Annotated in this window: 21 protein-coding genes; 7 read left to right on the forward strand and 14 right to left on the reverse strand. The window is 51.5% G+C overall.

The genetic code is table 11. The features are described from left to right. Positions 1 to 3 precede the first annotated feature (3 nt). From MTP38_RS00210 to MTP38_RS00235, 6 genes are all read right to left on the reverse strand, one after another. On the reverse strand, positions 4 to 309 hold the full coding sequence (locus MTP38_RS00210; protein ID WP_006735272.1) for a helix-turn-helix domain-containing protein: 306 nt from the start codon (positions 307 to 309) through the stop codon (positions 4 to 6). 369 nt (positions 310 to 678) lie between these two features. Beyond that, positions 679 to 2,025: a DNA primase family protein gene (locus MTP38_RS00215; RefSeq protein ID WP_249233888.1), complete on the reverse strand. Its 1,347-nt coding sequence runs from the start codon at positions 2,023 to 2,025 to the stop codon at positions 679 to 681. Further along, on the reverse strand, positions 1,988 to 2,443 hold the full coding sequence (locus MTP38_RS00220) for a CHC2 zinc finger domain-containing protein (protein WP_256466382.1): 456 nt from the start codon (positions 2,441 to 2,443) through the stop codon (positions 1,988 to 1,990). The genes MTP38_RS00215 and MTP38_RS00220 overlap by 38 nt, the downstream gene beginning before the upstream one ends. 189 nt (positions 2,444 to 2,632) lie before the next feature. Further along, on the reverse strand, positions 2,633 to 4,195 hold the full coding sequence (locus MTP38_RS00225; protein ID WP_249233890.1) for a relaxase/mobilization nuclease domain-containing protein: 1,563 nt from the start codon (positions 4,193 to 4,195) through the stop codon (positions 2,633 to 2,635). Continuing rightward, positions 4,158 to 4,604: a plasmid mobilization protein gene (locus MTP38_RS00230; RefSeq protein ID WP_249233891.1), complete on the reverse strand. Its 447-nt coding sequence runs from the start codon at positions 4,602 to 4,604 to the stop codon at positions 4,158 to 4,160. Before MTP38_RS00230 ends, MTP38_RS00225 begins: the two co-directional genes overlap by 38 nt. Positions 4,605 to 5,437: 833 nt before the next feature. After that, positions 5,438 to 5,650, reverse strand: coding sequence for a hypothetical protein (locus MTP38_RS00235; protein ID WP_005928958.1), 213 nt, complete (start codon positions 5,648 to 5,650; stop codon positions 5,438 to 5,440). A 369-nt stretch (positions 5,651 to 6,019) separates the two neighbouring features. On the opposite strand from MTP38_RS00235, the gene MTP38_RS00240 reads away from it, so the two are divergent. From MTP38_RS00240 to MTP38_RS00260, 5 genes are all read left to right on the forward strand, one after another. After that, complete coding sequence (locus MTP38_RS00240; RefSeq protein ID WP_005928951.1) at positions 6,020 to 6,220, forward strand: hypothetical protein; 201 nt, start codon at positions 6,020 to 6,022, stop codon at positions 6,218 to 6,220. 82 nt (positions 6,221 to 6,302) lie between these two features. Continuing rightward, positions 6,303 to 8,066, forward strand: a complete 1,764-nt coding sequence (locus MTP38_RS00245; protein WP_097785174.1) for a site-specific DNA-methyltransferase — start codon at positions 6,303 to 6,305, stop codon at positions 8,064 to 8,066. Positions 8,067 to 8,080: 14 nt separating this feature from the next. Next, entirely contained in the window at positions 8,081 to 10,708 is a 2,628-nt protein-coding gene (locus MTP38_RS00250; protein WP_006735291.1) for a DEAD/DEAH box helicase, read from the forward strand. A 5-nt stretch (positions 10,709 to 10,713) separates the two neighbouring features. Further along, a complete protein-coding gene (locus MTP38_RS00255) occupies positions 10,714 to 11,418 on the forward strand; it encodes a TIGR02391 family protein (RefSeq protein WP_005928943.1) in 705 nt (234 codons plus the stop codon). 9 nt (positions 11,419 to 11,427) lie between these two features. Continuing rightward, complete coding sequence (locus MTP38_RS00260; protein WP_005928941.1) at positions 11,428 to 12,897, forward strand: toll/interleukin-1 receptor domain-containing protein; 1,470 nt, start codon at positions 11,428 to 11,430, stop codon at positions 12,895 to 12,897. Between the two features lie 51 nt (positions 12,898 to 12,948). Here MTP38_RS00260 and MTP38_RS00265 read toward each other — a convergent pair whose 3' ends face one another. From MTP38_RS00265 to MTP38_RS00295, 7 genes are all read right to left on the reverse strand, one after another. Beyond that, entirely contained in the window at positions 12,949 to 14,163 is a 1,215-nt protein-coding gene (locus MTP38_RS00265) for an ATP-binding protein (protein WP_005928939.1), read from the reverse strand. Positions 14,164 to 14,551: 388 nt separating this feature from the next. Further along, positions 14,552 to 14,800, reverse strand: a complete 249-nt coding sequence (locus MTP38_RS00270; protein ID WP_005928936.1) for a DUF6061 family protein — start codon at positions 14,798 to 14,800, stop codon at positions 14,552 to 14,554. A gap of 550 nt (positions 14,801 to 15,350) precedes the next feature. Then, positions 15,351 to 16,736, reverse strand: a complete 1,386-nt coding sequence (locus MTP38_RS00275) for a site-specific integrase (protein WP_097839536.1) — start codon at positions 16,734 to 16,736, stop codon at positions 15,351 to 15,353. A gap of 15 nt (positions 16,737 to 16,751) precedes the next feature. Continuing rightward, positions 16,752 to 17,054 carry a helix-turn-helix domain-containing protein gene (locus MTP38_RS00280; RefSeq protein WP_097839535.1) on the reverse strand — a complete coding sequence of 101 codons (303 nt, stop codon included), beginning with the start codon at positions 17,052 to 17,054 and terminating at the stop codon, positions 16,752 to 16,754. 19 nt (positions 17,055 to 17,073) lie between these two features. Next, positions 17,074 to 18,024, reverse strand: coding sequence for a MobV family relaxase (gene mobV / locus MTP38_RS00285; RefSeq protein ID WP_342587754.1), 951 nt, complete (start codon positions 18,022 to 18,024; stop codon positions 17,074 to 17,076). A gap of 1,266 nt (positions 18,025 to 19,290) precedes the next feature. After that, entirely contained in the window at positions 19,291 to 20,631 is a 1,341-nt protein-coding gene (locus MTP38_RS00290) for a DNA primase family protein (protein ID WP_097839533.1), read from the reverse strand. Continuing rightward, on the reverse strand, positions 20,628 to 21,230 hold the full coding sequence (locus tag MTP38_RS00295) for a CHC2 zinc finger domain-containing protein (RefSeq protein ID WP_097839532.1): 603 nt from the start codon (positions 21,228 to 21,230) through the stop codon (positions 20,628 to 20,630). Before MTP38_RS00295 ends, MTP38_RS00290 begins: the two co-directional genes overlap by 4 nt. Before the next feature lie 353 nt (positions 21,231 to 21,583). Here MTP38_RS00295 and MTP38_RS00300 point away from each other — a divergent pair, with 353 nt between their 5' ends. Further along, the gene (locus tag MTP38_RS00300; RefSeq protein ID WP_342587753.1) at positions 21,584 to 22,444 is read left to right on the forward strand and encodes a sigma-70 family RNA polymerase sigma factor; all 861 of its coding nucleotides are present in this window, start codon (positions 21,584 to 21,586) and stop codon (positions 22,442 to 22,444) included. Positions 22,445 to 22,451: 7 nt separating this feature from the next. Further along, on the forward strand, positions 22,452 to 23,369 hold the full coding sequence (locus MTP38_RS00305) for a hypothetical protein (protein WP_097839531.1): 918 nt from the start codon (positions 22,452 to 22,454) through the stop codon (positions 23,367 to 23,369). A 437-nt stretch (positions 23,370 to 23,806) separates the two neighbouring features. Here the strand turns inward: MTP38_RS00305 and MTP38_RS00310 are convergent, their stop codons facing one another. Then, positions 23,807 to 24,691, reverse strand: a complete 885-nt coding sequence (locus MTP38_RS00310; RefSeq protein WP_097778983.1) for a radical SAM protein — start codon at positions 24,689 to 24,691, stop codon at positions 23,807 to 23,809. Between the last annotated feature and the right edge of the window lie 13 nt (positions 24,692 to 24,704).

Raw genomic sequence — 24,704 nt, forward strand, 5'->3', positions numbered from 1 at the left:
CCCTCAGACCGCAGCAAACCAATCGTCAAAGCTCTGCTTGCTTACCCGGATGCTGGTACCGAGGCGAATCACCTTGAAATCTTTCGTGGTGTTGCACAGATTGTACGCAGCACGGTTGGAGATCGCCAACAGTTGGGCGATCTCCTCCACCCGGTAAACGAGCGGGGCGTGTCGGACAGTTTTGCTGGTCTGGTCAGAAGGTTCTACGGCAGGGGTTTCGGACAATTTCATTGTAGGGGATTCGGGCGCGATTTTCAAGTCCTCACGGGTCAGTTTAGCGGAATTTTTGCGGACATTCGTCATAGGCATGTCTCCTTTGCACTTCTCCAGACCCGGCGCAGTTCCGGTTGAGCTGCACCCTGTGGGCCGGTAAATATGTAAGGGCCTGCCGCTCCTGACCCGAAGCAGCAGCCCAAAACGTGCGAGAACTTGAATTTACGCGCCCCATGCGCCCCAAACCACACAAAAGTACCTTTCTGTGTTGATTTTACAGGGCGCATGGCTGGATGGATGCGCCCCAAGAGGGCGCGTCCGGGTTTCTCTCCCGCCCCAAAGGGCATTTTGCCGCCCTGCATCCGCCCGGAAAGGGCGGATACAAACCCGGAGAAAACAGCGATAACAGGTAAAAACCGCTGATTCGGGGCGCGTGGGGCGGGAGATTTTCACTTTTCGTGTGTTTTATGCCGCAGCAAAGGCGGGGTGGACGCATACGCCCCGGAAGCCGCGGTACTTCCCCTCGATGTGCTTGGAAAAGGTCAGGCCATACTTCCCCGCATTTTTCAGCAGGAACTGGCTGAACTTCTTTTGCGGAACAGGCGATTCCAGATTATCCTCGCACCACTTGGTGTAGGCGCGGTAGAGATAGGTGGAGCGTTCCTCGGTGTCGGGCTTGAAACGGACATACGCCGTTGCCTGCATGAACTGGGTCAGGTTGTCGCTGTCCGCCATGGCTGCTTCGAGGTTCTGGATGGAGCGCTCGCTGATGGTAAACTGATAGCGGTTCGCCAGCAGACGGTGCAGCCCCTCCAGCATCCACAGCAGGATGCCGGGACGCTCCTCGGACAACTCTTCGATGAGGAAGGGGTTATCCACCCGGGCAGGGTCACGGTCTTTCACCGTGATGAGGATCTGCCTGCGCCAGAAGCCGTCGCTGTCATCGTGAGCAGCCACAAGGTTGCCATTGCCGAAGCAGATGAAACGAACGTACAGCAAGCCTTGGACAGCCTGCTTGTTTTTCCGCTCGATGCACAAACGGTCTTCGGCGGTGACAATGGACTTGATGTTCCGGGTTTCGGGCAAAGCCACCATGTTCAGGTCGTCATCGACCATGACCAGCTTGTACTCCAGATTTGCACTGGCAAAGCGGTTCGTTTCGATGCGGAGGATGGATTCGGAGTGAGAGGCTTCCCCGAACAGCTTCTTCAGCAGCAAGCCGATGCGGGATTTTCCCTCGCCGCCCTTGCCGGTCATGATCAGCATCTTCTGCGCCTTGGTAGACGGGATCAGAAGATAGCCGAGATATTCCTGCAAGGTCAGAATGTCCTCCGGGATGAGCAGACCGTCCAGAAATTCCAGCCACTTGGTCGGTGCGGGGGCATCGGGCTGGTATTCCACGGGGAGCCGGTTCAGGCAGAGTTCCTTTTCCGGCACAAATCCCCGCTCGTCCAGAAAGTAGGTTCCGTTCTGGAGATGGATGCGGTCAAGCTGGGGTTTCCATTCAGGGGTATAGGTTTCGATACGGAGTGCGTCCAGAACCTGCTTCTCCTTCTTGGCAAGGTTGTCGAGCACAAAGTCACGGAGGTCGCTGTGGACTTCGTAGAGCAATGCGTCCTCGTCTACCTCGCCGTTCTGGTCAAACAGCTTCTGTTTCAGGCACATCATGGGGTGCTTCTCTAAAAGGTACTGGCAGTAAGCGGTTTCACGCACTTTGCCCTTGCTGTCTACCCAAGGGCATTCGCATTCTTCCTCTTCTTCCAGTTCGTCCTCATCACGCCAATCTTCGTTCCTCTTTTTCCAGTCGCTCATGCAATTCCTCCCAATACTTCCGTAGTTCGTTTTCGGTCTGCGGGTCCGGGAGCACCGAACAGTCCAGATAATATTCAACGATGTCAAGGTTCTTTATCGCTTCAAGGAAGCAGGGGTGAAGTTCTTCTGTGGGTGACTGCGGTGCGTATCGGACCCGCCAACGCTGCAGACAGCGGTAATAGTCCAGCAGCAGCTGCCGGACGGTGGGCGGTCTGCGGGGAGCAAGCCGCACCTTGCCGTCGGCAAGTGCCATGCCGAAGTCCTCCTTCAACTTTTCCACAGCCTTATAGGGAGAAAGTTGAAAAAGTCTGCCGACAAAATCGATCACATCGCCATCTGCCTGACAGGCGAAACAGTGGAAACGGCTGTCCACCTTCATGCTGGGGTGTTTATCCCCGTGGAAGGGACAGCACATCATACCGTTCCGGTTTACGGCGAAGCCGTATAGCTCCGCTGCCTGCCGGGTCGAGATGGCGTTCTTTACGTCCGAAAAGACAGAGGTGCTACCCTCCGTCCCAATGGGTGGGGTACAGGCGAAAGGACGAAGCCCGGTGAGGGGCGTGGGTGAGGTTGGGTTTATTCACACATCGATCCGTCAGAGTGTTGTTCATTTGACCTCCTGCTGCGGTACGGCGTGGCTGCGCTCCTCCTTGCGGAAGAAGGCTTCCACGTTCTGTTGTGCGGTGCGGAGTTCACGCAGTTCGATCTGCGCTTTCTTGTAGCGGGTGTAGAACCCGTTTTTCTCCGAGGAAAGGGTCTGGTATTCGGCATCCAGCTTTTTGAGGTCCGGCAGCGTCCTGAGCCCATTGGCCTTGAAATAGGCGCAAGCGGCCTCGTACACAGCAAACTCTGCACGGTGCTGCTCCTTGAACTTGGCGGGATTCCGCACAGTCTGGAGCTTCTGTGCAAGGGGCTTGTACTGCCGATAGACCACAAGATGCCCGCGCAGCTCCTTGAGGGAGACCATGCGGGCATCCAGGTCTTTGACCACCGCCAGTGCATCGTCGTGCTGGGTTTGCAGTTCGGCAATGCGCTGGTGCAAGGCATCTTCGCTGAGCAGCTTCTTCTCCTGCAGGAGACACAGGGTCTGCGACCAGCGTTTGAGGTTGAACTTTTTCGCCCAACGCTCATAGCCGATGCCCTTGCCCGCAGCAACGTTCGCCTGAATGTCAACCAGTTTCCTGATCTTATCCGGCTTCTGTTCGCTGGCGGGCTGGATGATGGCGGCAAGCTGGATGTTCTGGGAGAGGGCGGTCAGCACCTGCTCTTTTTCCAGCTTCTTGCTCAGTTTCTTGGCGGTGATGAACTTTGTCCGGCCGGGTGGGCAGTAGCTCAACCGGCCTCGGCTCTCCTTCACGGCGATGCCGTGTTCCTGCATGAGCAATGCAGAAAATTCCTCGAAGGTGGTGGTCTTGTTCAGCACAGCGTAGATCTGCTTTCGCAGCTTGTCCAGTTCGGTCTGATAGACGGTCTGGGTGGGCTGCTGCCCTTCGGCGGCAAGTTTGGCGTTGGCATGGTCGAGGCGGCGTTGTCCGCGCCGCTGTGCCCAATACTCGCGCTCCGAAACATGGTCGCCTTGGGCTTCCAGCAGATTGATCTGGTTCAGGTCGGCTTGTTCGCACATTTCCATGACAGCGACACGGAGGTGCCGGAGCATGGCAGAGGTGCAGCGGTGCTTCTTGCCCACTTCCCAGTCGCACGGCTTGTCCATGAAGGGCTGCCGTTCCACGGTGCGGACACGCAAGCTGCCGATGACGATGTGGACGTGGATGTTCCCGGCACTGTTGTGACCGTCCGGGTGGGTGCAGACGATGGCGGGATGACCGGGGAAGTTGTCCTTGCAGAACTGCAAGCCAAGGGCTTGCGCCCGCTCCATGGTCAGACCGTTCTCTACTGCGTCCTTCGGGTCGAAGCTCACAATGTAGTGATGGGTCTTCACGTCCTCCCGCCCGCCGTTCTTGCCGTACTTGCGGTTGGCAATCAGGCAGGCCATAGCGAACGAAGATTCGCCGCACTCAAGGGTGTCGAGCAGGTACGAATCCCGCAGCTTGGGTCTGCCCTTCTCGTCCAGAATGGGCAGACCGGTGTATTCGTTGTGCTGAAAGGTGAGATAGCTTTCGGTGGCGGCATAGTTAGAGTTCTTCGAGCTTAAATGCTTGATGGTTGCCATACAGTTCACCAACCGTTTCTTCGGCTTTCAGCCGAAAGTTCGTGAGTGCGGACAGTTCCTCCAGAATCTGCGCCCGGAGCTGCTCGGTGTCTTTGCCGCCGGAGTTGAAGTGCCGTGCAAGCTGGTTGAGGTTGCTTCCCACCTTGCTGCACTGGGCAGACAAGGCGGCAAGCGCCGCCAGTGCGTCCTCGCCGCCCTGCGCCACCACGACGGTGTGCTTGACGTTCACGCCGTACAGGACACGGCGGACGAGTTCGGACTGGGTGAGGTGGAGTTCTTTGCAGGCGTATGCGATCCGCAGCTTTTCTTCTGCGGTCACTCGGACTTTGATGATGTGTGTCTTTCGTTTTCGCGGCATGTCATTGCGGTTCTTCTTTGCGTGTACGTTCGGACTTTTCATTTCAGCCATATTCGACCTCCTGTGAAAATGATAAATGCCCACTCCGGGATGGAGAAGGCTATATAATGCGACACGCCGCTTTCGCACCAACGGTGCGAAGCTAGAGCAGGGTTTGGGGAAGGCACTCCCCAACAAGGATGACTGAGTGGACAGCAATTTTTCAAGCATTGAAAATTTGTGGCCACAGGTCGATACTTGCTTTCGCCCTTTCCGTGCAACACTGAAAATTTCAGAATTCGAACCGCAATGCACGTTGAAAATTTTGCAGAGCAAAACGTGTGAAAAGGCAAAGCCCCTGCTCATGGTCACCGTTCACACTGAACGCAGTTCCTGCCCCTGTTTTGCAGCGGCGTTGTCCGGCTCGCCCACAGAAAGTGTGAGGTCATGGCGCAGTATCTCGTTCAGACGGCTTATGTAAGATTCAAGGTACAGTATGAAGAAAGCTGGGCGCAGTGCAGACACTACAGCCTGCTTCTTTCAAGCATCAGAATAACACTTTGAGGTTGTGTAGTCAACAACTAAAAACAAATTTTGGAAGATTGAACAACTACATAAGATTTTATTTGTAAAAAAGAAAAATACCGCCCACGCAGCGCAGCGATGATTTTGTCGGGTGAAACGGCGGCAAAATAGATCGGGTGTGTTGCGGGGCGGTAAAAATCTTCATAGGGAACAAATCCTCGCCACTCTGTACTTTTCGACGAGACCGCGTTTGCGTAGCAATGAAAGCCCCAGTGGGGCTTTTAAGCGGCAGAGCGGTCTTGCGCAGCAAGATGGAGGGGCATTGCCCCGACAAGCTCGGCGGGATTTGCGATAAAGGGTATCACGGTTTGCAAGGTGCGTCAAGATGGTTTTGTAAAATTTATTGTGATAAAGCGGTGATAGTAGGACTTATGAAAAGTGAAGTGTAAAGTACCGTAGCCGTCGATCAGCATCTTATGGGCATACGCACCGAAGTTGTGCGTTCCCAACTGCCGCATCTTGTGCTGGATGAGATTCAACCCCTGCTCGTTCAGGCAGATTTCCTTGCGGATGGGTCGCGTGCGGTCTGGCATATCAAAGAACTCCTTTCACTTTACAACGGACATTTTTAAGTCAAAACGCAGGGATCAAAATGAGAAATTTTCAAAAAATATGCGCCCCTGCTTTTGCGAAAGCGGGAGCGCGTTGTATCTGCGGATATGAGATTTGAGAGAATAGCAAGCACATCCGGTGTCCGTACACACCGGGAAAATGAGCGTTTCAGCCTTGCAGCCGATACGCCCATTTTGATTTTTGGGAAAGCCCCAAACCCTTGTTTTTTAGGTTGAAGATACTTCCTGAGCTTTTCCGGAAAGTCCTTGCTTTTATTCGCTTTGACGATTATAATTATACTGTGATTTTATAAGCAGACGCAGAACGGAACTGCAACAGGAGTGCTGCCCATGAAGTATTTATCAATCGCGCAAACCGCTGAACGCTGGGGTATCTCCACCCGCCGTATTCAGATTTTGTGCGGCGAGGGGCGTGTCCCCGGTGCGATCCGCATTGGCTCGGTCTGGGGGATTCCAGAGGACGCAGAGAAACCGGCGGACGCAAGAATCAAGAACGGCAAGTATATCAAGAAGAAAATTCATAATTCATAATGCGTAATGCATAATTGTAATCTGTCGAAAATTCTGCATTGTGAATTACGAAATATGCTTTATTTTCAGGAGGAAATCAGCCATGCCAACACTTGAATGGATTGGAAAAAGCAAGGTGATCAATCACCATCAGAAAGTGCCGTTTCGGGTGTTGGAGCGCAAGTACAGCTTTGATGAAAACGGACAGCACAGCGAAGATAACGGCAGCGAAAACATGATCATCCGGGGCGATAATCTGGAAGCCCTGAAAGCGCTGCTGCCCCGGTATGAGGGGCGCGTCAAGTGCATTTACATCGACCCGCCCTACAACACCGGCAACGAGGGCTGGGTCTATAACGATAACGTCAACGACCCCAAGATCAAGAAATGGCTGGGCGAGGTCGTCGGCAAAGAGGGCGAGGACTTGACCCGCCACGACAAGTGGCTGTGCATGATGTATCCGCGCTTGAAGCTGCTGCAAAAGCTGCTGGCGGATGATGGATGCTTAATTATAAGCATCAGCTACCATGAACTACATAATCTTGTAAATCTCTTGCGAGAGATTTTTGGGACAAAGCAGATTGTGACTGTCACAGTACAAACTTCTGGTGGGAAACCATCAGGCGGTTTTAACTATGTGCAAGAGTATCTGGTTTTTGTTGTGCCTGCGGACTTTCACGCAAACGCACTTGATTTTTGTGGCGGGAATAACAGAACGCCATTCGAGGGGCTTACACTGAGTACGTTCGACAAGACACAACGTCCAAATCAGACATATCCAATTTTTATAGACGAAAATGGTGTATTTGCTGGTGTAGGAAAATCATTACAAGAGCAAATTGATGACGGCTCATACACCGGAGAGAAAGCTGATTTTCCATATGACTACTCTATCGCTCCACAAGGGAAAGTTGCCGTTTGGCCCGTAACAGCAAAAGGCAAGCAGTGTGTCTGGCGGCAGATTTCAGGACGATTACAAGCGGATTGGGAAAAAGGCTATATAAAAATCTCAAAAAACAAAAGCGGGAGCAATCAGAACCAATACAGTGTCCAGTATTTGCCAAGCGGAGTTATCAAGAAAATCAAAGACGGCGAGTTGGAAGTTTTAGGGCATGAAGATGGTGTTCCGACGTTGTTATTTGGAGAAAATCAGACCGTAGGCGGACAGGTTCCTACGATATGGGCTGAAAAAGCATTTTTCACTGTTAACGGAACGCAAACGCTTAAAAACATTTTTCCTGAATCGCCCAAAACGTTCGACTATCCGAAATCGGTTGCACTGATTGAAAGCGTGGTTCAAGCAATCACAAAAGATGCCGATATTATCCTTGATTCCTTCGCCGGTTCCGGCACCACCGCCCATGCGGTGCTGAACATGAACAAAGCGGACGGCGGACACCGCAAGTTTATTCTTGTCGAGATGATGGACTACGCCGACAGCATCACCGCCGAGCGCGTGAAGCGCGTTATCAAGGGCTACGGTGAGGGTAAAAACGCCGTGGAGGGCACAGGCGGCAATTTCAGCTTCTATGATCTTGGCGAACCGCTGCTTATGGGCGATTGCCTGAACGAAGCGGTTGCCCCGGAGAAAATCCGCGAATACATCTGGTTCATGGAAACAAAGCAGCCCTACGCCCCGCCCAGCGGCGGAAATCCCTATTACCTCGGCAAGCACAACAGCACAGGCTATTACTTCTACTACGAGCCGCAGCGCGTGACGGTGCTGGACTATGCGTTCCTCTCCACCATTACGGAAAAAGCCGACGGAACGGTGATCTACGCCGACCGCTGCTCCATCAGTGAGGACAAGCTGGCAAAAATGGGCGTTACATTCAAGAAAATACCGAGAGATATTAGCAGACTGTAAGGGGTGTTCGCTGTATGGAACTGAAATCTTATCAGAAAAAAGTGATAGCGGACCTGACCCGCTATCTGGAACTGTTGAACGAAACGCAGAACTATATGACAGCGTTTGAGCAGTTCTGGCGGGAAAAGAGCGCACCGGCTTTAGGGCGATACCAAAACGTGATACCCGGTGTTCCAAATCTCTGCTTCAAGGTACCGACAGGCGGCGGCAAAACCTTCATTGCCTGCAACGCCGTTCGCCCTATCTTTGACGCGCTCCCCGCTACCAAGACAAAGGCGGTCGTGTGGCTTGTTCCATCGGACGCGATTCTGACACAGACGGCGAAAGCCCTGAAAGACACCTCCCATCCCTACCGCCAAAAAATCGACGTGGATTTCGGCGGGCGTGTGGAGGTCTACACCAAGCAGGAGCTTTTGAACGGTCAGAACTTCAACCCCACGGCCGTAACGGAGCAGTTGTCGGTTATGGTGCTGTCCTATGATTCCTTCCGCGGTCGCGGTAAGGAGGGCTTGAAAGCCTATCAGGAAAACAGCAATCTTGCCGCGTTTGCAAAGGTGCTGGGCAAGCCCGACAGCCCCATTGAAAAAGCGGACGAAACCGCTCTGTTCCAGATCATCAACCAGCTTAACCCGCTTGTCATCGTGGACGAGAGCCACCATGCCCGGTCGGAATTGAGCCTTGAAATGCTGGAAAACTTCAATCCCTGCTTTGTGCTGGATTTGACCGCCACACCGAAAAAGGAGAGCAATATCATCTCCTATGTGGACGCGGTGCAGCTGAAAAACGAACACATGGTCAAGCTGCCGGTGATCGTCTATAACCGGGACAGCCAAGCCGAGGTACTGACTGATGCAATCGACCTGCGGAACAAGCTGGAAGAAATCGCAAACGCGGAGTACGCCAAGACGGGTAAATATATCCGTCCTATCGCGCTGTTTCAGGCACAGCCGAAGGGCAAGGAGGACGCGACCACCTTTGAAAAACTGCGGGACAAGCTGGTGGACGCCGGGATTCCTGCCGATCAAATTGCCATTCGTACCGCCGATGTGAACGAGCTGAAAAATGTGGAGTTGATGTCCCCAAACTGCCCGATCCGATATATTATCACGGTCAATGCGCTGAAAGAGGGCTGGGACTGCCCCTTTGCCTATATTCTTGCGTCCCTTGCCAATAAGACAAGTCAGGTTGACGTGGAGCAGATTTTGGGACGGATTCTCCGTCTGCCCCATACGAGCCAGCATACGCAAAGCGCACTCAATATGTCCTATGTGCTGACTTCCTCCAACGACTTCAACAACACCGTGGCGCATATCGTCAAGGGCTTGAACAGCGCAGGTTTCAGCGATAAGGACTATCGGATCGGGGAGTCCGCAAAACCGCAGATTCCCGAACAGCCAGCAGAACAAATTACGCTGCCTGACCCGCAAGGAGTTTCCGAACTGGAAACCGCAGAGGACGATTTTTCGGGGCTGGATGGGAAATTGATCGGGGCAGAGTTGGAGCGGCGCAGAGAACAGGCGCAAACGCCTGAAACTGCCCCGAAGGCCGACACCATGCTGGACGCTGCCGCAGAGGTCGAAAAGGCATATACAGATGCAATTCAGCAGACCGGCAATGACCCGGTGATGGACAATCTTCCGTGGGAGGTGCGGGATAAAGTGAAATCATTTGGGGTAAACCCGCAGTTCCGGGAGGATATTGAAACGCTGCAAATCCCGCAGTTTTTCCTGAAAATCGAGCAATCTCTGTTTACGGACGGCTCTTTTGAACTGCTGGACAAGGAAATGCTGGCAGAGGGCTTTACCCTCAAGGGCAAAGCATACGACATTGATTTTGCCGCCGCAGACGATGAAATCCGCGAAATCGACGTGCGGGAGCAGGACGGCGGTTTGCCGAAGGTGTTCAAGATGGAGAGCGCCGAGCAGCGGTATTTCAAGGAGTGGTTCAACAATCTGCCGCAGGAAAGCCGGGTGCGCCAATGCAAGGACATGATGTTCAAGCAGCTTAACAAACTGAACATGGTGGACGCTGCCGAGCTGAAAGCCTACATAGACCGCATTGTGGACGATATGGACAAGGCGCAGCTCGCCGCCATGGAGAAAGCGCCGTTGGGCTATGCGGCGAAGATCCGTGACAAGATTGAAACGCTGCTGGAAGCCCACTATCGGGAAATTTTTGAAAAGTGGCTGGAAACGGAGCGCATTGTCTGCAAGCCCTCGTTCCGCCTGCCCCTCGCAATCCATCCCACCACCCATACTGACATATACGCCCGTTCGCTGTACACGGCGGAGGACGGCGACATGAACAAACTGGAACAAAAGCTGGTCGTAGAGCTGACCGCCCTGCCAAATGTCCGTTGGTGGCATCGGAATATTGCCAGACAGGGCTTTTCAATCAACGGCTTTATCAAGCATTACCCGGATATTCTGATTATGACCCAAAGCGGCAAGCTCATCTGCGCGGAAACCAAGGGCGACCACCTGAAAAACGATGACAGCCGGGAGAAAATCGCACTCGGTCAGGCGTGGCGTACAGCAGCAGGCAAGGATTTCCGCTATTACATGGTATTTGAGAATGAGGAAAACCTCTTGCCGGGTGCAATGAGCATGAGCCAGTTTATCGACACGGTAAAGGCGCTGTAAGGGAGGTGCGTGCTTTGAAACTGCCGTATGAGAACGAACTGTATGAGCTGCGAAAGTGGATAGACTTTACAAATGCAAACTTGCATATGCAGTTTCTCCACACGCCTCAGGAAATTCAGCGCGTTTACCAATGGATCAATGCAATTACGAGAGGAATCCAAGCAGACTATCCTTTTTATGCGACTACGCTCCCCTGTGTTGCAAATATACTTTTTCAGCAAAACGAAGTGGGTGCTATTTTCCTGAATCCTGCGGCATTTGGCGAGTTGGTGGTAATTGTTCGCCATATCAAAGCAGAACCCGTTGTTGTCCAGTTCTGGTCAGAGATACACCCGCGGATTGTGAATGTTTCCCGTGAGTTATTTGTAGATGGTCATTGTTCAGCTGCGGCAGAAAAGGCAATTAAAGAAGTGGAATCACGTCTGCGCGAAAAGTTTTCAGAGTTAAAACCTGGCGCAGCAGTTCCCTCAAAGATCGGCGATGTGATTGGCGCACTTATGAGCGAGAACGGCGCTTTCAAATTCTGTGACACAACTACTACCAGTGGCAGGGACTACCGACGTGGAATCCAATCTCTGTTTGAAGGAATCATGGCAGCCTATCGCAATCCTGCGGCTCATGCTAATCTTCAATATGAAAAACGTGAGGCTATGGAGCAAATAATGCTGGCAAGCCAGCTGATGTATGTGTTAGACAAGCCGCAATTATAAGGAGAATCTATGGATTTTAGAAAACTTCCATCTAATTCTGAAGGGTTACTGTTAAAGCTGGTCTGTTCAGAAAACCCTACGCAGGTATTGCGGAAACAATACAACGGGCTTTCTACGCAACAAGAGCAAGAACTTGACGGTATCATAAGAGAACTAAAAGAACTCGGCTATATTGATGTTAAATGGGCTGATAATGAGCCATACTTTGTCATTCTAAATAATTCTGCAAGAACATATAGTGAACGATTGGCTGAGTATAACACGCATAACCCCACCAATGCAACACAAGGGAAAAAGGAGAAAAATACAATTTTCATAAGCCACCGATCAACTGATAAAGGTATTGCGGATATGCTTGTTGACTTTTTTGCAGGAACCGGAATTTCTAAGGAAGCAGTTTTCTGCTCTTCTCTGCCGGGCAACGACATAAATGAACGCATTTCTGATGAAGTCAGATCTGCGCTGAAAAGCAGCGCAGTTAACATTGCGATTCTTTCGCATGATTATTATCAGAGTGCCTATTGCCTGAATGAAGCGGGAGTGCTTTGGTATGAGGACGTTCCTGTAATTCCAGTTGCCTTGCCGGAAATTAATTCGGGCAACATGTACGGATTCCTAAATAACGAATATAAGTTAAGGCGGTTGGATTCCGATACAGATATTTCGTACATTTATGATACTGTGAGCGAAGCGGTATCGGCTCCGCACACAAAAGCCAGTCTTATCACATACGAGAATAATAAACTTAGAACAAGGTATGCAGAATATTTGAAAGTGAGAGAATTGCCCCCGGGTGGTTCTGATATTTCTATCGCAGATACTATTGCAGAAATAACCACGGACGATGAACGAATCGTGCTATACTACATACTTCATGAAAATGTTCGAAAAGTCTCTAAATCTACTATTTCAAGTTGGTTAAACAAATGCGAAATCCGTGGCGTAAATGTCGATAACGCGTTTGATCTGCTGTCATCTTTTGATAACGGGGCTTTGAATAACGATACTCTGGAGTTTGGCATCGACACTTTCCGCAAATACTCTGCAAACGTAGCACGGGTGCTTCCACCACTTAAAAAATGCGTGGATCAGCATATTGAATTAGCCGTCAACATATTCAAAAAAATCTGGTCAGATGACACGCTTGATATTAATATACGGCTGTTTGTTGCTTATATCGTGGAAGAGAGAATGCGCACGTTTGGTGACCGTTGGATGGCAGAAGGAGAAATCGAAAATATAAGGCAGTGGGAGAGCAAAAACACACTTGATTCCACACTTTCAAATAACTATGGAAGCTGCCTTGAATTTTTTGTTCAAAATGAGCTTGTATATGCAAGCAGTTGGACAAGCTATGGAAATCCGCGAGAGTATACTTTATTCCCTTCTCTACAGGAGCTCCTTTTTAATTGTCCCCATAAGATTATGGAGGAATTACAAAAAGTCAAAGATGCCTATCATTTAGATTTTCCATTTTGAGTTTTAAGAAGCCCGGCATCGCGCCATTTGACGTGATGCCGGGCTTCCTGTTCAGTTCCATTCCTCCGCCAAGAGGAAATCGCGGATATTCCGGTGTTTGATCCCGTTTCGGCTCATGTCGAACTCATCGAGGGAAACAACGTACTTCGGGAAGTTGTCGCGGATGCTATCATACGCGCCGAACTCGCGGTTGACTGTTTCTTCCGATGCCAGAAGATAAGTGACCTGAACATACAGCTTTTCGCCGCGCTTGTCACATACAAAATCAATTTCCTTATCGCCCGTCCTGCCGACAGTCACCTCATAGCCCCGGCGCAGCAGCTCCAGATAGACGATGTTTTCCAAAATGAGGTTGATGTCCCGCATATTGCCGCCGAAGACCGCCTCGCGGATTCCGTGATCGGCAATATAATACTTCTCGTTGGAGGCAAGGATCTGTTTGCCCTGCAAGTCCTCCCGCTTCACCTGATAGAACAGGTACGCCTCGCAGCAGTATTTGATATAGTTCAGAATTGTTTCCGGGGCAACGGTGCGCTGCTCGTTTTTCAGGAACTTTGCAAGAGAGGTCGCCGAGAAGGTCGTTCCCACATTGGCGATCACATAGGCAATGATCCGTTCCAGCAGGTCAACGTCACGGATTTTATTTCGCTTCACGATGTCCTTGAGCTGGACAGAGTTGAACAGATCGTGAAGATATTGCTTGGACGGCGCATCCGCATAGCGGAGGTTTGCGAGATAGGGCATCCCTCCGGCAAGCAGGTACTTTTGGAAACACTGCTGAATGGACGCATCAGGACTGATCGAGCGGTACAGCTCCATGAACTCTCCGAATGAGAACGGATAGATCACAAACTCCACATACCGTCCGCCCAAATAGGTTGCAAGCTCACCAGACAGCAGCTTTGCATTGGAGCCGGTGATATAGATGTCGCAATCCAGCGAAACGCGGAAAGAATTGATGCACTTTTCCCAGTCCTTGACCTCCTGAATCTCATCAAAAAACAGATAGACCTTGCCGTCGATCTCCTTGGCGCGTTTGGTGATCTCATCATGCAGCGCCTGCGCGGTTTGCAGATGGGAGTAGCTCATATCCTCAAAGTTGATGGCGATAAACTGTGTTGGGCTGACGCCGGACTCCGTGAGTTCCTGCTGGATCAGCTCCAACATGACCGACTTTCCGCAGCGGCGGATACCGGTCATGACCTTGACTAGCTCCGTCCCGATAAACGGACGGATGCGGCTCATATACAGTTCGCGTTTGATCATAAAACTTCACTCTCCTTCCGTGGCCGACCACAGTATATCACACTTACGATTGAAACTCAATGGAGAAATTGCAAAACCAAAAGTTATAACTGATAAAATACTGAATTCGACAAAAGATTTCAGATAAGGCTCAACTATTTAAGCGAAGCCCTGCAAAGGGAGGGTTTCACCCTTTATTGGCACACAAGATGCCGTTACAGAAAAATGAAACAACCATCGGCATATCCGTTGGACGGTTACCCTGCTCAAGAAAGAGAGGGTACAGATTGAAATCGCTGACACGGTGGTGCTGTACGACCGCCTGCCAAAGAATCCCGAATAACGAACGACGCCCACCAGCTTATGGCGAAAACCATAGGTCGGTGGGCATCGTGTTCTTTATAGGGGCTTAATCTTCCAGCCTACCGTGGTTGCAGCTGAGGGAGAGATAGCGCTCCATCTCCCCTTCCAGCACCATCTGCACATACTCCAAGGGCTTGTTGTACAGCAGCCAGTCCAGTTCAGCCCGCTGCGCTGGGGCGTTGCCGTACTCGTCCTCCACGGCGATGCAGTCGATGGCAACGATGGTGCCATCTTCGAACCGGGCTTCCACCCGGTTGGTGTCCATATTGAAGCGGCAGGAAAGCAGTTTATTCATGGTGAACCTCACTTTCTATATCAAACGGTGTCTGTTCGGATGTCCTAAACCCTGCCATAAAACCGGTGTATGATGTAAGATTGTTGTCTGGATGAAATTGGGAATTTTTGCTCTGCCGATGCCCCAAAAATCCAGCAGGAAAGCCGTTGAGTTTGAGGTCGTCTTGCAGGGCTGATTTTGGCTCTGCACACTTTTGCACATTTTCTGCACATTGCAAGGATGGATAACAGGTGCAAAGGAGTGCAAACAATGCAAAGGAATACAATAGATTCACAACTCTAAAATCACGGTGCATCGATGAAAATGACGATTCTTCGTGAATTGTGGATATGGATGAAAGATGCCGTTTGGTTTCTACGAATCAGTAGGCCGGGGGTTCGAGTCCCTTCCATCGCACCAAAAAATGCCGTGAGATCGAAAGATTTCATGGCTTTTTTGTTTTTTGCAACACAGCTGCACGGTTTTTGCACGGTCGGTGCACGGTTCGTGTTTTCTGTGTTGAATTATGTAGGGCGCGGGATTGCATTGCAATCCGTGCCCTTTTTTGCATTCAGGTCAACAGTGCAAGGCGAAGCTGTGCCTTCGTTTCAGGGTCTGCATCTTTCAGGAGCTCCAAAAGCGCGGCCATGGAGAGCGCTGTGTTCCCCTGGACAGGCGGAGTTTGGGCGCTGGCTTCTGGTTTGGCGTAGAAAGAATTTTCAAACTTTTTGCCCAGCTCCATGCGGGAAGACTGCTGGATATGGGCGTAAGTGTTAACCAGAAGATCCGCACTGGCGTGGCCGGTTGTTCCCTGCACAGATTTGATATCGCCGCCCGAGATCATCAGCTGGTAGGTGGCGCTGGAATGTCGCAGCCCGTGGAAGACGATGCGGGGGAACTCCGGGTGAGCGTCCTGCCATTTGAGGAACTTTTTGCGGATCAGAACGGGCTCCACGGCCTGACCATTGGGCAGGCGGAGAAGCATTCCGCTGTCGTGGTAGCGGTCTGGGGAGCGGGCCTCGTCTTCTTTCAGCCGTTCCAGCCAGTGTTTCAGTTCCTCCCGGAGAGCGGCGGTCAGAAAGATATTCCGGCAGGAGGACTCGGTTTTGGTGCTTTTCAGTATGAGAGAAGTTTTGCTGCCTTCCAGTTTATCGGGAAACTCCTTGATGATACAGTTGCCATCCACCTGAAGCAGGGCGTTTTTCTGAATGCGCTGCATGGACTTGTTGACCGAGAAAGTGCCGACCCCACCGGCGGCGTCAAAATCGATGTCCTCCGGGGTCAGTCCAGCAACCTCCCCTTCTCGCAGCGCGCCCACCAAGGTCAGGTGGACAGCTAGGTGGAGGATGGGGTCCTCCATGCTGGCCAGGGCCGCCCGCATTTCTTCCACTGTCCAGATGCTTCGTTCCTGGGTGGTCTTTTTGGGGCCTTCCAGAGGGACGGGGCTTTTCAGAAGGATTCCCCATTCCACCGCATAGAGGAACGCGGTGTGAAGCAGACGATGAACCTCATGGATGGTGGTGCCGGACAGCAGACGCTGTTTCTGCTTGGGGGTGAGCTTCTGCTTTTTGCCCTCAACATACTGCCCACAGGGCGTTTTGCTCAGGGTACTGTACAGGTTCTCCAGGTGATAGGGCTTCAGCTTCTGCATCTCAAAGTTGCCGATATAGGGGAGGATGAGATTCTGGATGGTGGACAGGTTGGACTGGTAGGTTTTGGGAGCCCACTTATGCTTGGTGCATTGTTTGGGCAGCCAGTTCATCAGGAATTCACCGACCGTTATAGTGGACGGAATCAGGAAAGTTCCGCTTGCAAGCTCGTGTTCCACCTGCTTTTTGCGGTTCATCGCCTCCTCTTTGGTGGGAAAGCTCTCCCATTTGTCGCAGCTTTTGCCGTGCTCATCGAAATAGGTGTAGCGGACGCTGTAGGAGCTGCCGCGTTTGGTGATATATGCCATGCTGTGCCTCCTTGATCAAGCGGCCCGGAACAGCCAAGCGTCGAAACTGTCCTTGGGAATGCGGATGCTTCCGCCTACCCGGAGGACACGAAACTCACCGGTGGTGTTGCAGAAGTTATAAGCGGAGCGCAGGCTGATGGCCAGCATCTGCGCCACTTCCTCCACCGTGTACACGCAAGCTTTCGACTCGGGCTGTTTCAGGTCAGAGATTGGAGACTTGACGGCATTGTTTTGGGTGACCAATTCCATTGTACCGGGATTTGCGGCGCTTTGCAAGGTTTCAGTGTTAAAATGATCGTTCTTACAAACATTCTTCATGGCATTTCTCCTTTTTGATTCAAAGTTCTGCGGTGCGGTGGGAGGCTTTGGGCTTCGCGTATTCTTCTAAAACTTCCGGCGGAATTCGCTCCAATACGGCGAGGGCCTCCTCATACTCCCGCTGGAGCTTGGCATCCTCCAACTTTTTCAGAACGCTCTCGTGGGTCGCCTCCTCCAGGGACTCCGAGAGCTTTTTGTTTTTCCGCTTGAGTTTCTCATTCTCAGCCTTGGTACTGCTGAAGGCTGTACTGTACTTTTTCAGCTGGGTCCGCATTTTCTCCACGGCTGGGATATAACCGTCCAGCAGTTCGGAAATCTCAGCGGCCCGCTTCTTGCCGTTCAAGGGGCCGATGCCGGTGAGCAGTTGGTCCAGCTTTTGGCGCTGCTGGGTGAGATGGGTCATCTCCTTGAAGATACGAGGCGGGATATGGTCGCGGCCCGTCTGGCTTGCACTCTCGCCGCGCTCCAGGTCGGGGTATTTAGCAACCATGTGCTCCCAGAACTTGTCCTGCCACCAGGTCAACTTCTTTTTGTTACCAACGATCTCTTTGGCGCTGAGTCTGCCATCTGGCGTCAAGGGGACAAAAGAAAGGTGCATATGGGCTGTTTTCTCATCCATATGCACCACGGCGGAGATGATAGTTTCTCTGGATTGGTATTGCACAAAGAAGCGGAGTGTTTCCTCAAAATACTGCCGGATTTCGGGCAGCTTCTTGCCCTTGAAGAACTCCGGTGTAGCGGTGAACAGCACCTCTACCACCCGGACACTGTCCTTTCGGGTGCGGCATCCAGCGGCGCTGATCTGGCGCTCAGCCTCAGCCCGGTAACGTTGGGGTGGTTCGATCAGGTGGAAGTTATGCTTGCTGCGGGAGAGGTCAATATCGGGATTACTGGCGTATCTTTCTTTTCTGCGTTCGTTATGGGCTTCGATGTTGGTGATCTCTGGCCCCTTGTACTTGGCAAAGCGCATGATGGCGTATTGTGGTTGGCTCAATGGCGGCCCTCCTTTTTGGCAATTCAATCGTATTGATGACGGACATTGTAAAGCTCCTTTCATTCATGTGGATGGATAGGCTTTGATGATCGAGGTGGTGGTGTTCCATTTGAACACCGCCAAAAAATCAAGTGTTCATTTTGAACACTTGATTATAAGTCTAATAACCGAGACAACTGTGCTCCCCAAATTAAGTTATCAAAATGATAACTTGATCCAACGGGCACAGCATGGTAGATTTAACGTCCAAACTTTAACTTACTGATTTTGCTTTTGAGATAAAACGATCTGCTTTTCAGTTGGTCAAAATGACCAACTGATATTTATTGGTTACAAGATACTGACCTTTTTATAGAGGAAAAAGGAGATAACTGAAATCAAGTTCTCAAAATGGGAACTTGATCGGAACCGGTTGGTCTGGGTCAAAATGACCCAGACCACTTCAGCGCCATAAAGGATTGCGTATATAGCGCGTTTTGGGCTTTTCGCTATGTACGTGCGTACGGGGGTGATGCGTACATAGCAGTGGAAGGTGAACACCTCGGTATTCCAGAAAATCAACGGACAAAATCTGTCCGTTGATTTTCTCACATCTACCGCGAAGTTCTGTTGTGCAAGATCAAGTGGTCAAAATGACCACTTGATTACAGGGATTGGACCAAAGCAGATGCACTTCCAAAAAGGTTATACAATAAAAAGAATGTGGACATTTTGTCCACACCTACTTCAGACCGTTAAAGATTCCTTGCGAGAAGCGGTGGCACTGGACATTTTGTCCAGTGCCATCAAAACCGAGTTGTCGCCGTGACAACTCGGACAAACCTGTGTGGTTGTGGACAAAATGTCCACAACCACTTTAGTGTCGTAAAGGATTCGTGTATATGGTGCGTTTTAGGGTTTTCGCTATGTACGTGCGTACAGAACTTGTACATACGTACATAGTAAAAAGGCCAAGTTTCCTCTTATACAGGTTTTTGGCCGTTCCCAAAATGGGAACAGCCACTTCAATCATAAAAATATGGGTCGGTGACTCGCCGACCCCTTGCTGGCAGGGTAAGGGCGTTGTGAAGCACGACATCCATCTGACTTGGAGCGTTTTAACTTGGTTGTGACCAATTTGGTCACAGCCACTTCAAGGGAGTAACAAACGGTTACGCCCTCTGAAGCCTTTCGCCGGATGCGTCTGTACGGGTCTCGTACATACGTACATAGCGAAAAGGCCAAGTTCTCCCATATACAGTTTTATCCCCAGAGGGAAGTGGGCATCTCAGGCCGTACAAGTGCCTCAATTCCCAGATAGCCCCATACGCGGCGGCCTGCTGAGTTGGCGATGTTGTTGGTGTGCTCCAGGTTGTACTTTTTCAGGTTGGCAATCACGGCATCGCTGAAGCTCCGGGCTTTCAGAGCTACCAGGTTGTTCTCCTCACACCACATCTTATAAATGGTATAGAGGTCTTTGGAGCTAATGCAGGCATCCGCCTTGAGCCGAATATAGTCCTCGGCCTCCATGAAATCGAAGAAGTTGTTGTTGTCCCGCTTGACCAGCTCCCGGTTCTGCCGGGCGCGGTCACTCTCAGTAAACTTGAAGCCGTTCCTGACCAGACGCTGCAACCCCTCGAAAGCCCACAGGAAAATTCCCTCGGCCTCGGCGGCCATCTTCTCGGCGATGTCAGGGTCATCTACCCGGTCGGCGGGCTTGTCCCTGGTGGTCAGGACCAGTTGCCGCCGATAGAAGCCGTCGCTTCGGTCGTACAGGGCTTGTAAGTCTCCATTGCTGAAAGCCAGCAGCCGGGCATACATCCAGCCCTGGTAGCTCTGCTTGCCTTTACGCTCCAGGTCCATCTGCCCCTGGGCCGTGACAATGGATTTGACGTAGTTGGTCTGCCGCAGGGCTTCCATCCGCATATCGTCGTCCACGCAGAGCAGGATGTGTTCCAGGTCGGCCCGGGCAAAACGGTTCTCAGAGATTTTGCCGATGCTGCCGTCCTTCATATTAGTGCCGAACAGCTTGGACAACACCACGCCGATCTGACTTTTGCCCTCGCCGCCCCGGCCCTTGATAACCATCATCCGCTGGCCCTTGTTGCTGGGAATGAGGCAGTAACCTATAAACTCCTGGACAGTCGGAATATCTTCCGGGTGGAGCAGATCAAACAGGAACCGCAGCCAGTGGGTAGGCTGGGCCGCTTTGGGGTTGTATCGGACCGGCAGCCGGTTGCGGATCACTTCCGGCTTGCCTTCCCGAAAGCTGCCGTTCAAGTTCAAGGTACCATTGGCCAGGTGGATACAGTTGGTGACTGGCGGGAAATCATCCACCTGGGCGGAGAGTTTCAGCAGGTCCAGAATGCTGCCTACCTTGCGGGCCACGTTGTTGCTGGCGTAGTCCTTCAGTTCCGCATAGATGGTACTCCGCAGAGGCATCTCATCTGTTACCCGGCCATCTTCGGTGAAAAAGAAACCATTGCAGAAAACAATTTTGTGGGTCGAAATGAAGGTCTCACAGAAAACAGATTCGTTGATCCGGTAGCCTTCTTCCAGCCAGACCGGGTCATTGGAGCTGGGCCAATATTTCTTGTTTTTCATGCAGCCTCCTCTCTGTCCAGGGTATTGAGGCGGGATTCGACCATCGGCAGAAGCTGACCGTCCAGCAGGCGCTTGGCAGCGGCTGCCTTCTTGGAGGTGGGCCCGAAGGCCAGGCAATCAATAAGGTCGTCCACAACGGCCATCATGTGCAGAGCCTCTACAAAATGCTCGTCCAGCGGTTCCTCCGGGGAGAGGGGAGCAAACTCTGTTTGCCACCGGGTCAGCAGGTCGCGGTAGTCGTGGAGGACCCGGAGACAGTAGAAGATTTCCTCTTGCTGGGTGTCTGAAGAGGCAGCGGCTGGCTTGGGCAGAGCGACTGCACCCGATGGAGGCTTGTCCGGGCTGAGTCCGAAGTCCTGGGTCAGCTTCCGGGCTGCCTGGAAGCTGCTGAGACCAAACAACTGGGCGGTAAGGTCAATGACATCGCCGGTGGCACCGCAGCCGAAGCAGTAATAATAGGTGTCATTCAGCTTCATGCTGGGGGTATGATCCTCGTGGAAAGGGCAGCGAGTCATCCAAGTAGTAGTGACAGGCAGGCCGTACAAGGCTGCGGTCTGCTTGACAGTGACGGATTCCTTTACGATTTTAAAAAGATTCATTTATACCTCGCTAATCTGGCATCTTATGGGCAGGGATACAGTACTTTGCCGTGGATAGAGGTGTACCTCGTTTCGGGGTACATCTGAGTCCATGACGAGTGAATTGGGTGCGTAACGTTTCGTTCCATACCTCCTTCCGCGAAAAAATAAAGCCTGACTTCTCCTTTCGACTTTTTTCTTCTTGAGCCTGAGAGGGCCTTCAATGTATAATCAAAAAAGTTCCATAAACTGTAACCCGGTTATGGGTTGTAACCGGATTCGGAACTACCCTTTCACTAATAGGAGAAATCCGGGGTGCAAAACGGAACCATTTTTTAAAATTTTCAAAAAATTTTTTGGAGTGAGGTGGAGGCGTGGTAAATCGGTATGCGAGAGGATTTCAGGATGACAGATGGGATGATGAATCCAGCATCAGTTTGACGAATGAGGCGCTGGAACGAGCCGCTGCGGCAGAACGTAAGATTGAGTTGGAAATCGCCCTGGAGCATGACGAGCACCCCCTCCATGACGAAGAAGAGCTAGAAACCGAGGAGGAAGAAGCCTCGCTAACCAGTGAAAAGCGGCTGAAACGGGAAATCCGGGCGGAAGCCGTTCGGCGTCTGGAGGAAGCCGCCCGGACTGAGGCGGACTTTTCTGTGGTGATAAAGGAGTGGGACAAGCTGGACCAGAACCGGGAGCGCCGGGAACGGAATTACGAACACCTTCGGGGAGACTTGCCACTGGATTATCAGGCTGTTTCAGAACCCAAACTGATTCCCAGGTGGATGAATGACACGGCGTACCGGCAGATGATGGCCGGAAACTTTCTGGATATCCTATTTAACTGCCCTTATCAGATGCACCAGCTGACCGCTGATCCATTTATCTCGCGTATGATTGAGGAGCTGAGCGAGGATCACAAGGAAGTTCTGTACTTTCTCTCCCTGCGGCTATGGAGTGCTACCCAGCTTGCCTTAGCTCGTGAGCAGTCCGACCGCAATATCCGAAAACTAAGGAAAACCATTCATAGAAATTTACAGCGACAGATGTTTGACTACCTGCATAGTAAACGGGAGCGAGGTAGAAGTCTGACCCTGCGGGAACGCCAATTTATAGAGGAATATTCAGCCCTCGCAGAGGAACAAGGCAAAGATGTTGTGATTCGGCGGGAAAATAAGACGAACCGCAGAAAAGGAAAACCGCCCCTGGCGACAGGGACGGCTGAGGGGGAATAAATGCAGAATGAAGAACTTGTTTGAGCAATCCCGTTCTCATTGGGTGCGGTACGATCACTACGAGCTGAAAACGGCAAAAGACGGCAAACGGTACATCACCCCCGGCAAAGACACAAAGCCGGAGGTTTACAACCCGCTTAAAGAGGTTCCAGGCATCGTGCTGGACGCCCTGAATGTTGGAATGTTGATGATGAGCCGCAGCCCGGCGGTGGAAGTGGAGCGGGCAGTGTTGAAGTTTGTCACCCGGTATGGTTTATTGGGTCTGATGACCGCTCTGCCCACCACGCCGGCCTTTATGGACTATGAGGCGGTTTACCTGCCGAAGAATCATTTCCTGAAAGAGGAATCCATGGACACCGACCGGTATCTGGCTCTGTTTTATCCCTTTGACCAGCTGGACTTGGTGAAACGGGGAATTGAATCCGCCTGGAAGGTTTCCGGGGACCGGACGATGGTTGCCCTGACCATGACCTTTATGGATGAACCCATGGCAAAAACTATGAGCTTCCAGCGGCAGTATGCGGAGCCTTATGACTGGGTCGCCCAGCAGTTCAAGGACTGGGCTTTCACGCTGACCACCTCTATCTTGTACTACCAGGACTACCGTCTAATAGATCAAGACACCCGGGAATTGTACCAAAAAGCCATGGCTGCGTTCGGTGGGATTGCCCCCAGCTACCATATCGAGCTGCTGGACAAGCCCACCATTTACTGGGATTTTCACTCCCTGCTGCTGGGTATCCAGATGATGTTCAGCTTCATGCTGGTGGACGAGGAACATCCACTGCGACTGTGTAAGAACTGCCAGAAAGCATTTCTGGGCAGTCATGTCAACACCACCTTTTGCAGTCCCCAGTGCAAGAACCAGTACAACGTCCACAAGAGCCGGGAAAAAGCCAAAGGTGACCGGGCAGAAAACGAATGAATCCGCTGCGGCGGGGCTTTATATACCTTTGTTCCGCAGACAGCAAAAGGCTGGCAGCCTATGCTTTTGGGCACAAACTGCCAGCCTTTCTTTGTCGCTGTTGCTGCCCCGCAGGGGCACCTTTCGTACAGAGGAGCGAGGCGGGATAGCTCCCCCCAGCTGCCGTCTGCTGCACAAAGGTATAACACACTAGACTTTGTAACCAAAGTCGTGTGCCACGAAACCCCGGCGCGGTTTCTTTGGATTCTTCCGGCTATCGCGTTGCCTCCCGGCTTCAGGCAATAGCAGATGCGGGCGTCAACTCGTACACATGATCGAACTGAGCTTTGCGCTTATCACCAAAACATTCTGGTTGCCACAGCAATCAGGTTTCAGGGCAGAAGACATCTAAAGATGCTGAACTTCTGGATCGATCATACCGTCTTTTTTGAACGGCTTCATTCTAACTGGGGTTGAGGACGGTTAAGAGCCGCAGTACATTTTCCAATTTTCCCGTCGGGCCAGAATACAAGACGATTTGGACGGGAGACACAGTACATTTGATTATAACGCAGCATCCCGATTTTATCCAGATATGCAATATGCTTCGCAACCAACACCTCTTGAGTATCCTGGTGAAGGGGTGACAGATCGTGGGAGCCTTTGCCGCCCCAGTCACCAACTGCACAAACAAGTACATCGAAGCGTTTATCCTGTCCAAACAAACGGTAAAGGTAATCGTACCAACTGTAGTCCTCATCGCCGGCCAGAAGATTACGGCGTAGCGTGATATGGAAGGAGTACTCTTCCGGGGGCAACTTGGAAAGAGCGACCAGATTGTCAATGATGGTCCGCAGGGTTCCTTTGCCAGATACATGGGGCCGAGTCTTGTCATGGTTCCAACCATCAAGTGTAATTTGGTAGCTGGTAATTCCTGCCTGACAAAACTGACGGAACAGCTTTTCGTCCAGCAGATAACCATTGGTGGTCATCTTGGCAGTATACTGAAAGCCATGCTGTTTCTGCAAGTTCTGAATCATTTCAGAGACTTCCAATACAGTGTCTTTGCAAAGGATCGGTTCGCCTCCAAGCCATGCAAGCACAACCTGCTTATGCCGTGGGGCCTGCGCAGTGATATACTCTTCGATCTGATCCAGTGTGTCACGGGTCATACTGGCTGCCGGGTGGTTTTTGTGGCAGTATGAACACTGAAAATTACACCCTTCAGTAGGAATCAGTGTGGCCATGAAGACATCCCAATTGAATTTTTGAGGTAATATTGGCTTGGGTTGAATACAACTGAAATTTTCTCCTAGGCAATCGGAGATGTATCCAGACATCATATATAAGCCCTCT

This window comes from Faecalibacterium sp. I3-3-89 (genome assembly GCF_023347275.1).
Lineage (GTDB): Bacteria > Bacillota > Clostridia > Oscillospirales > Ruminococcaceae > Faecalibacterium > Faecalibacterium butyricigenerans.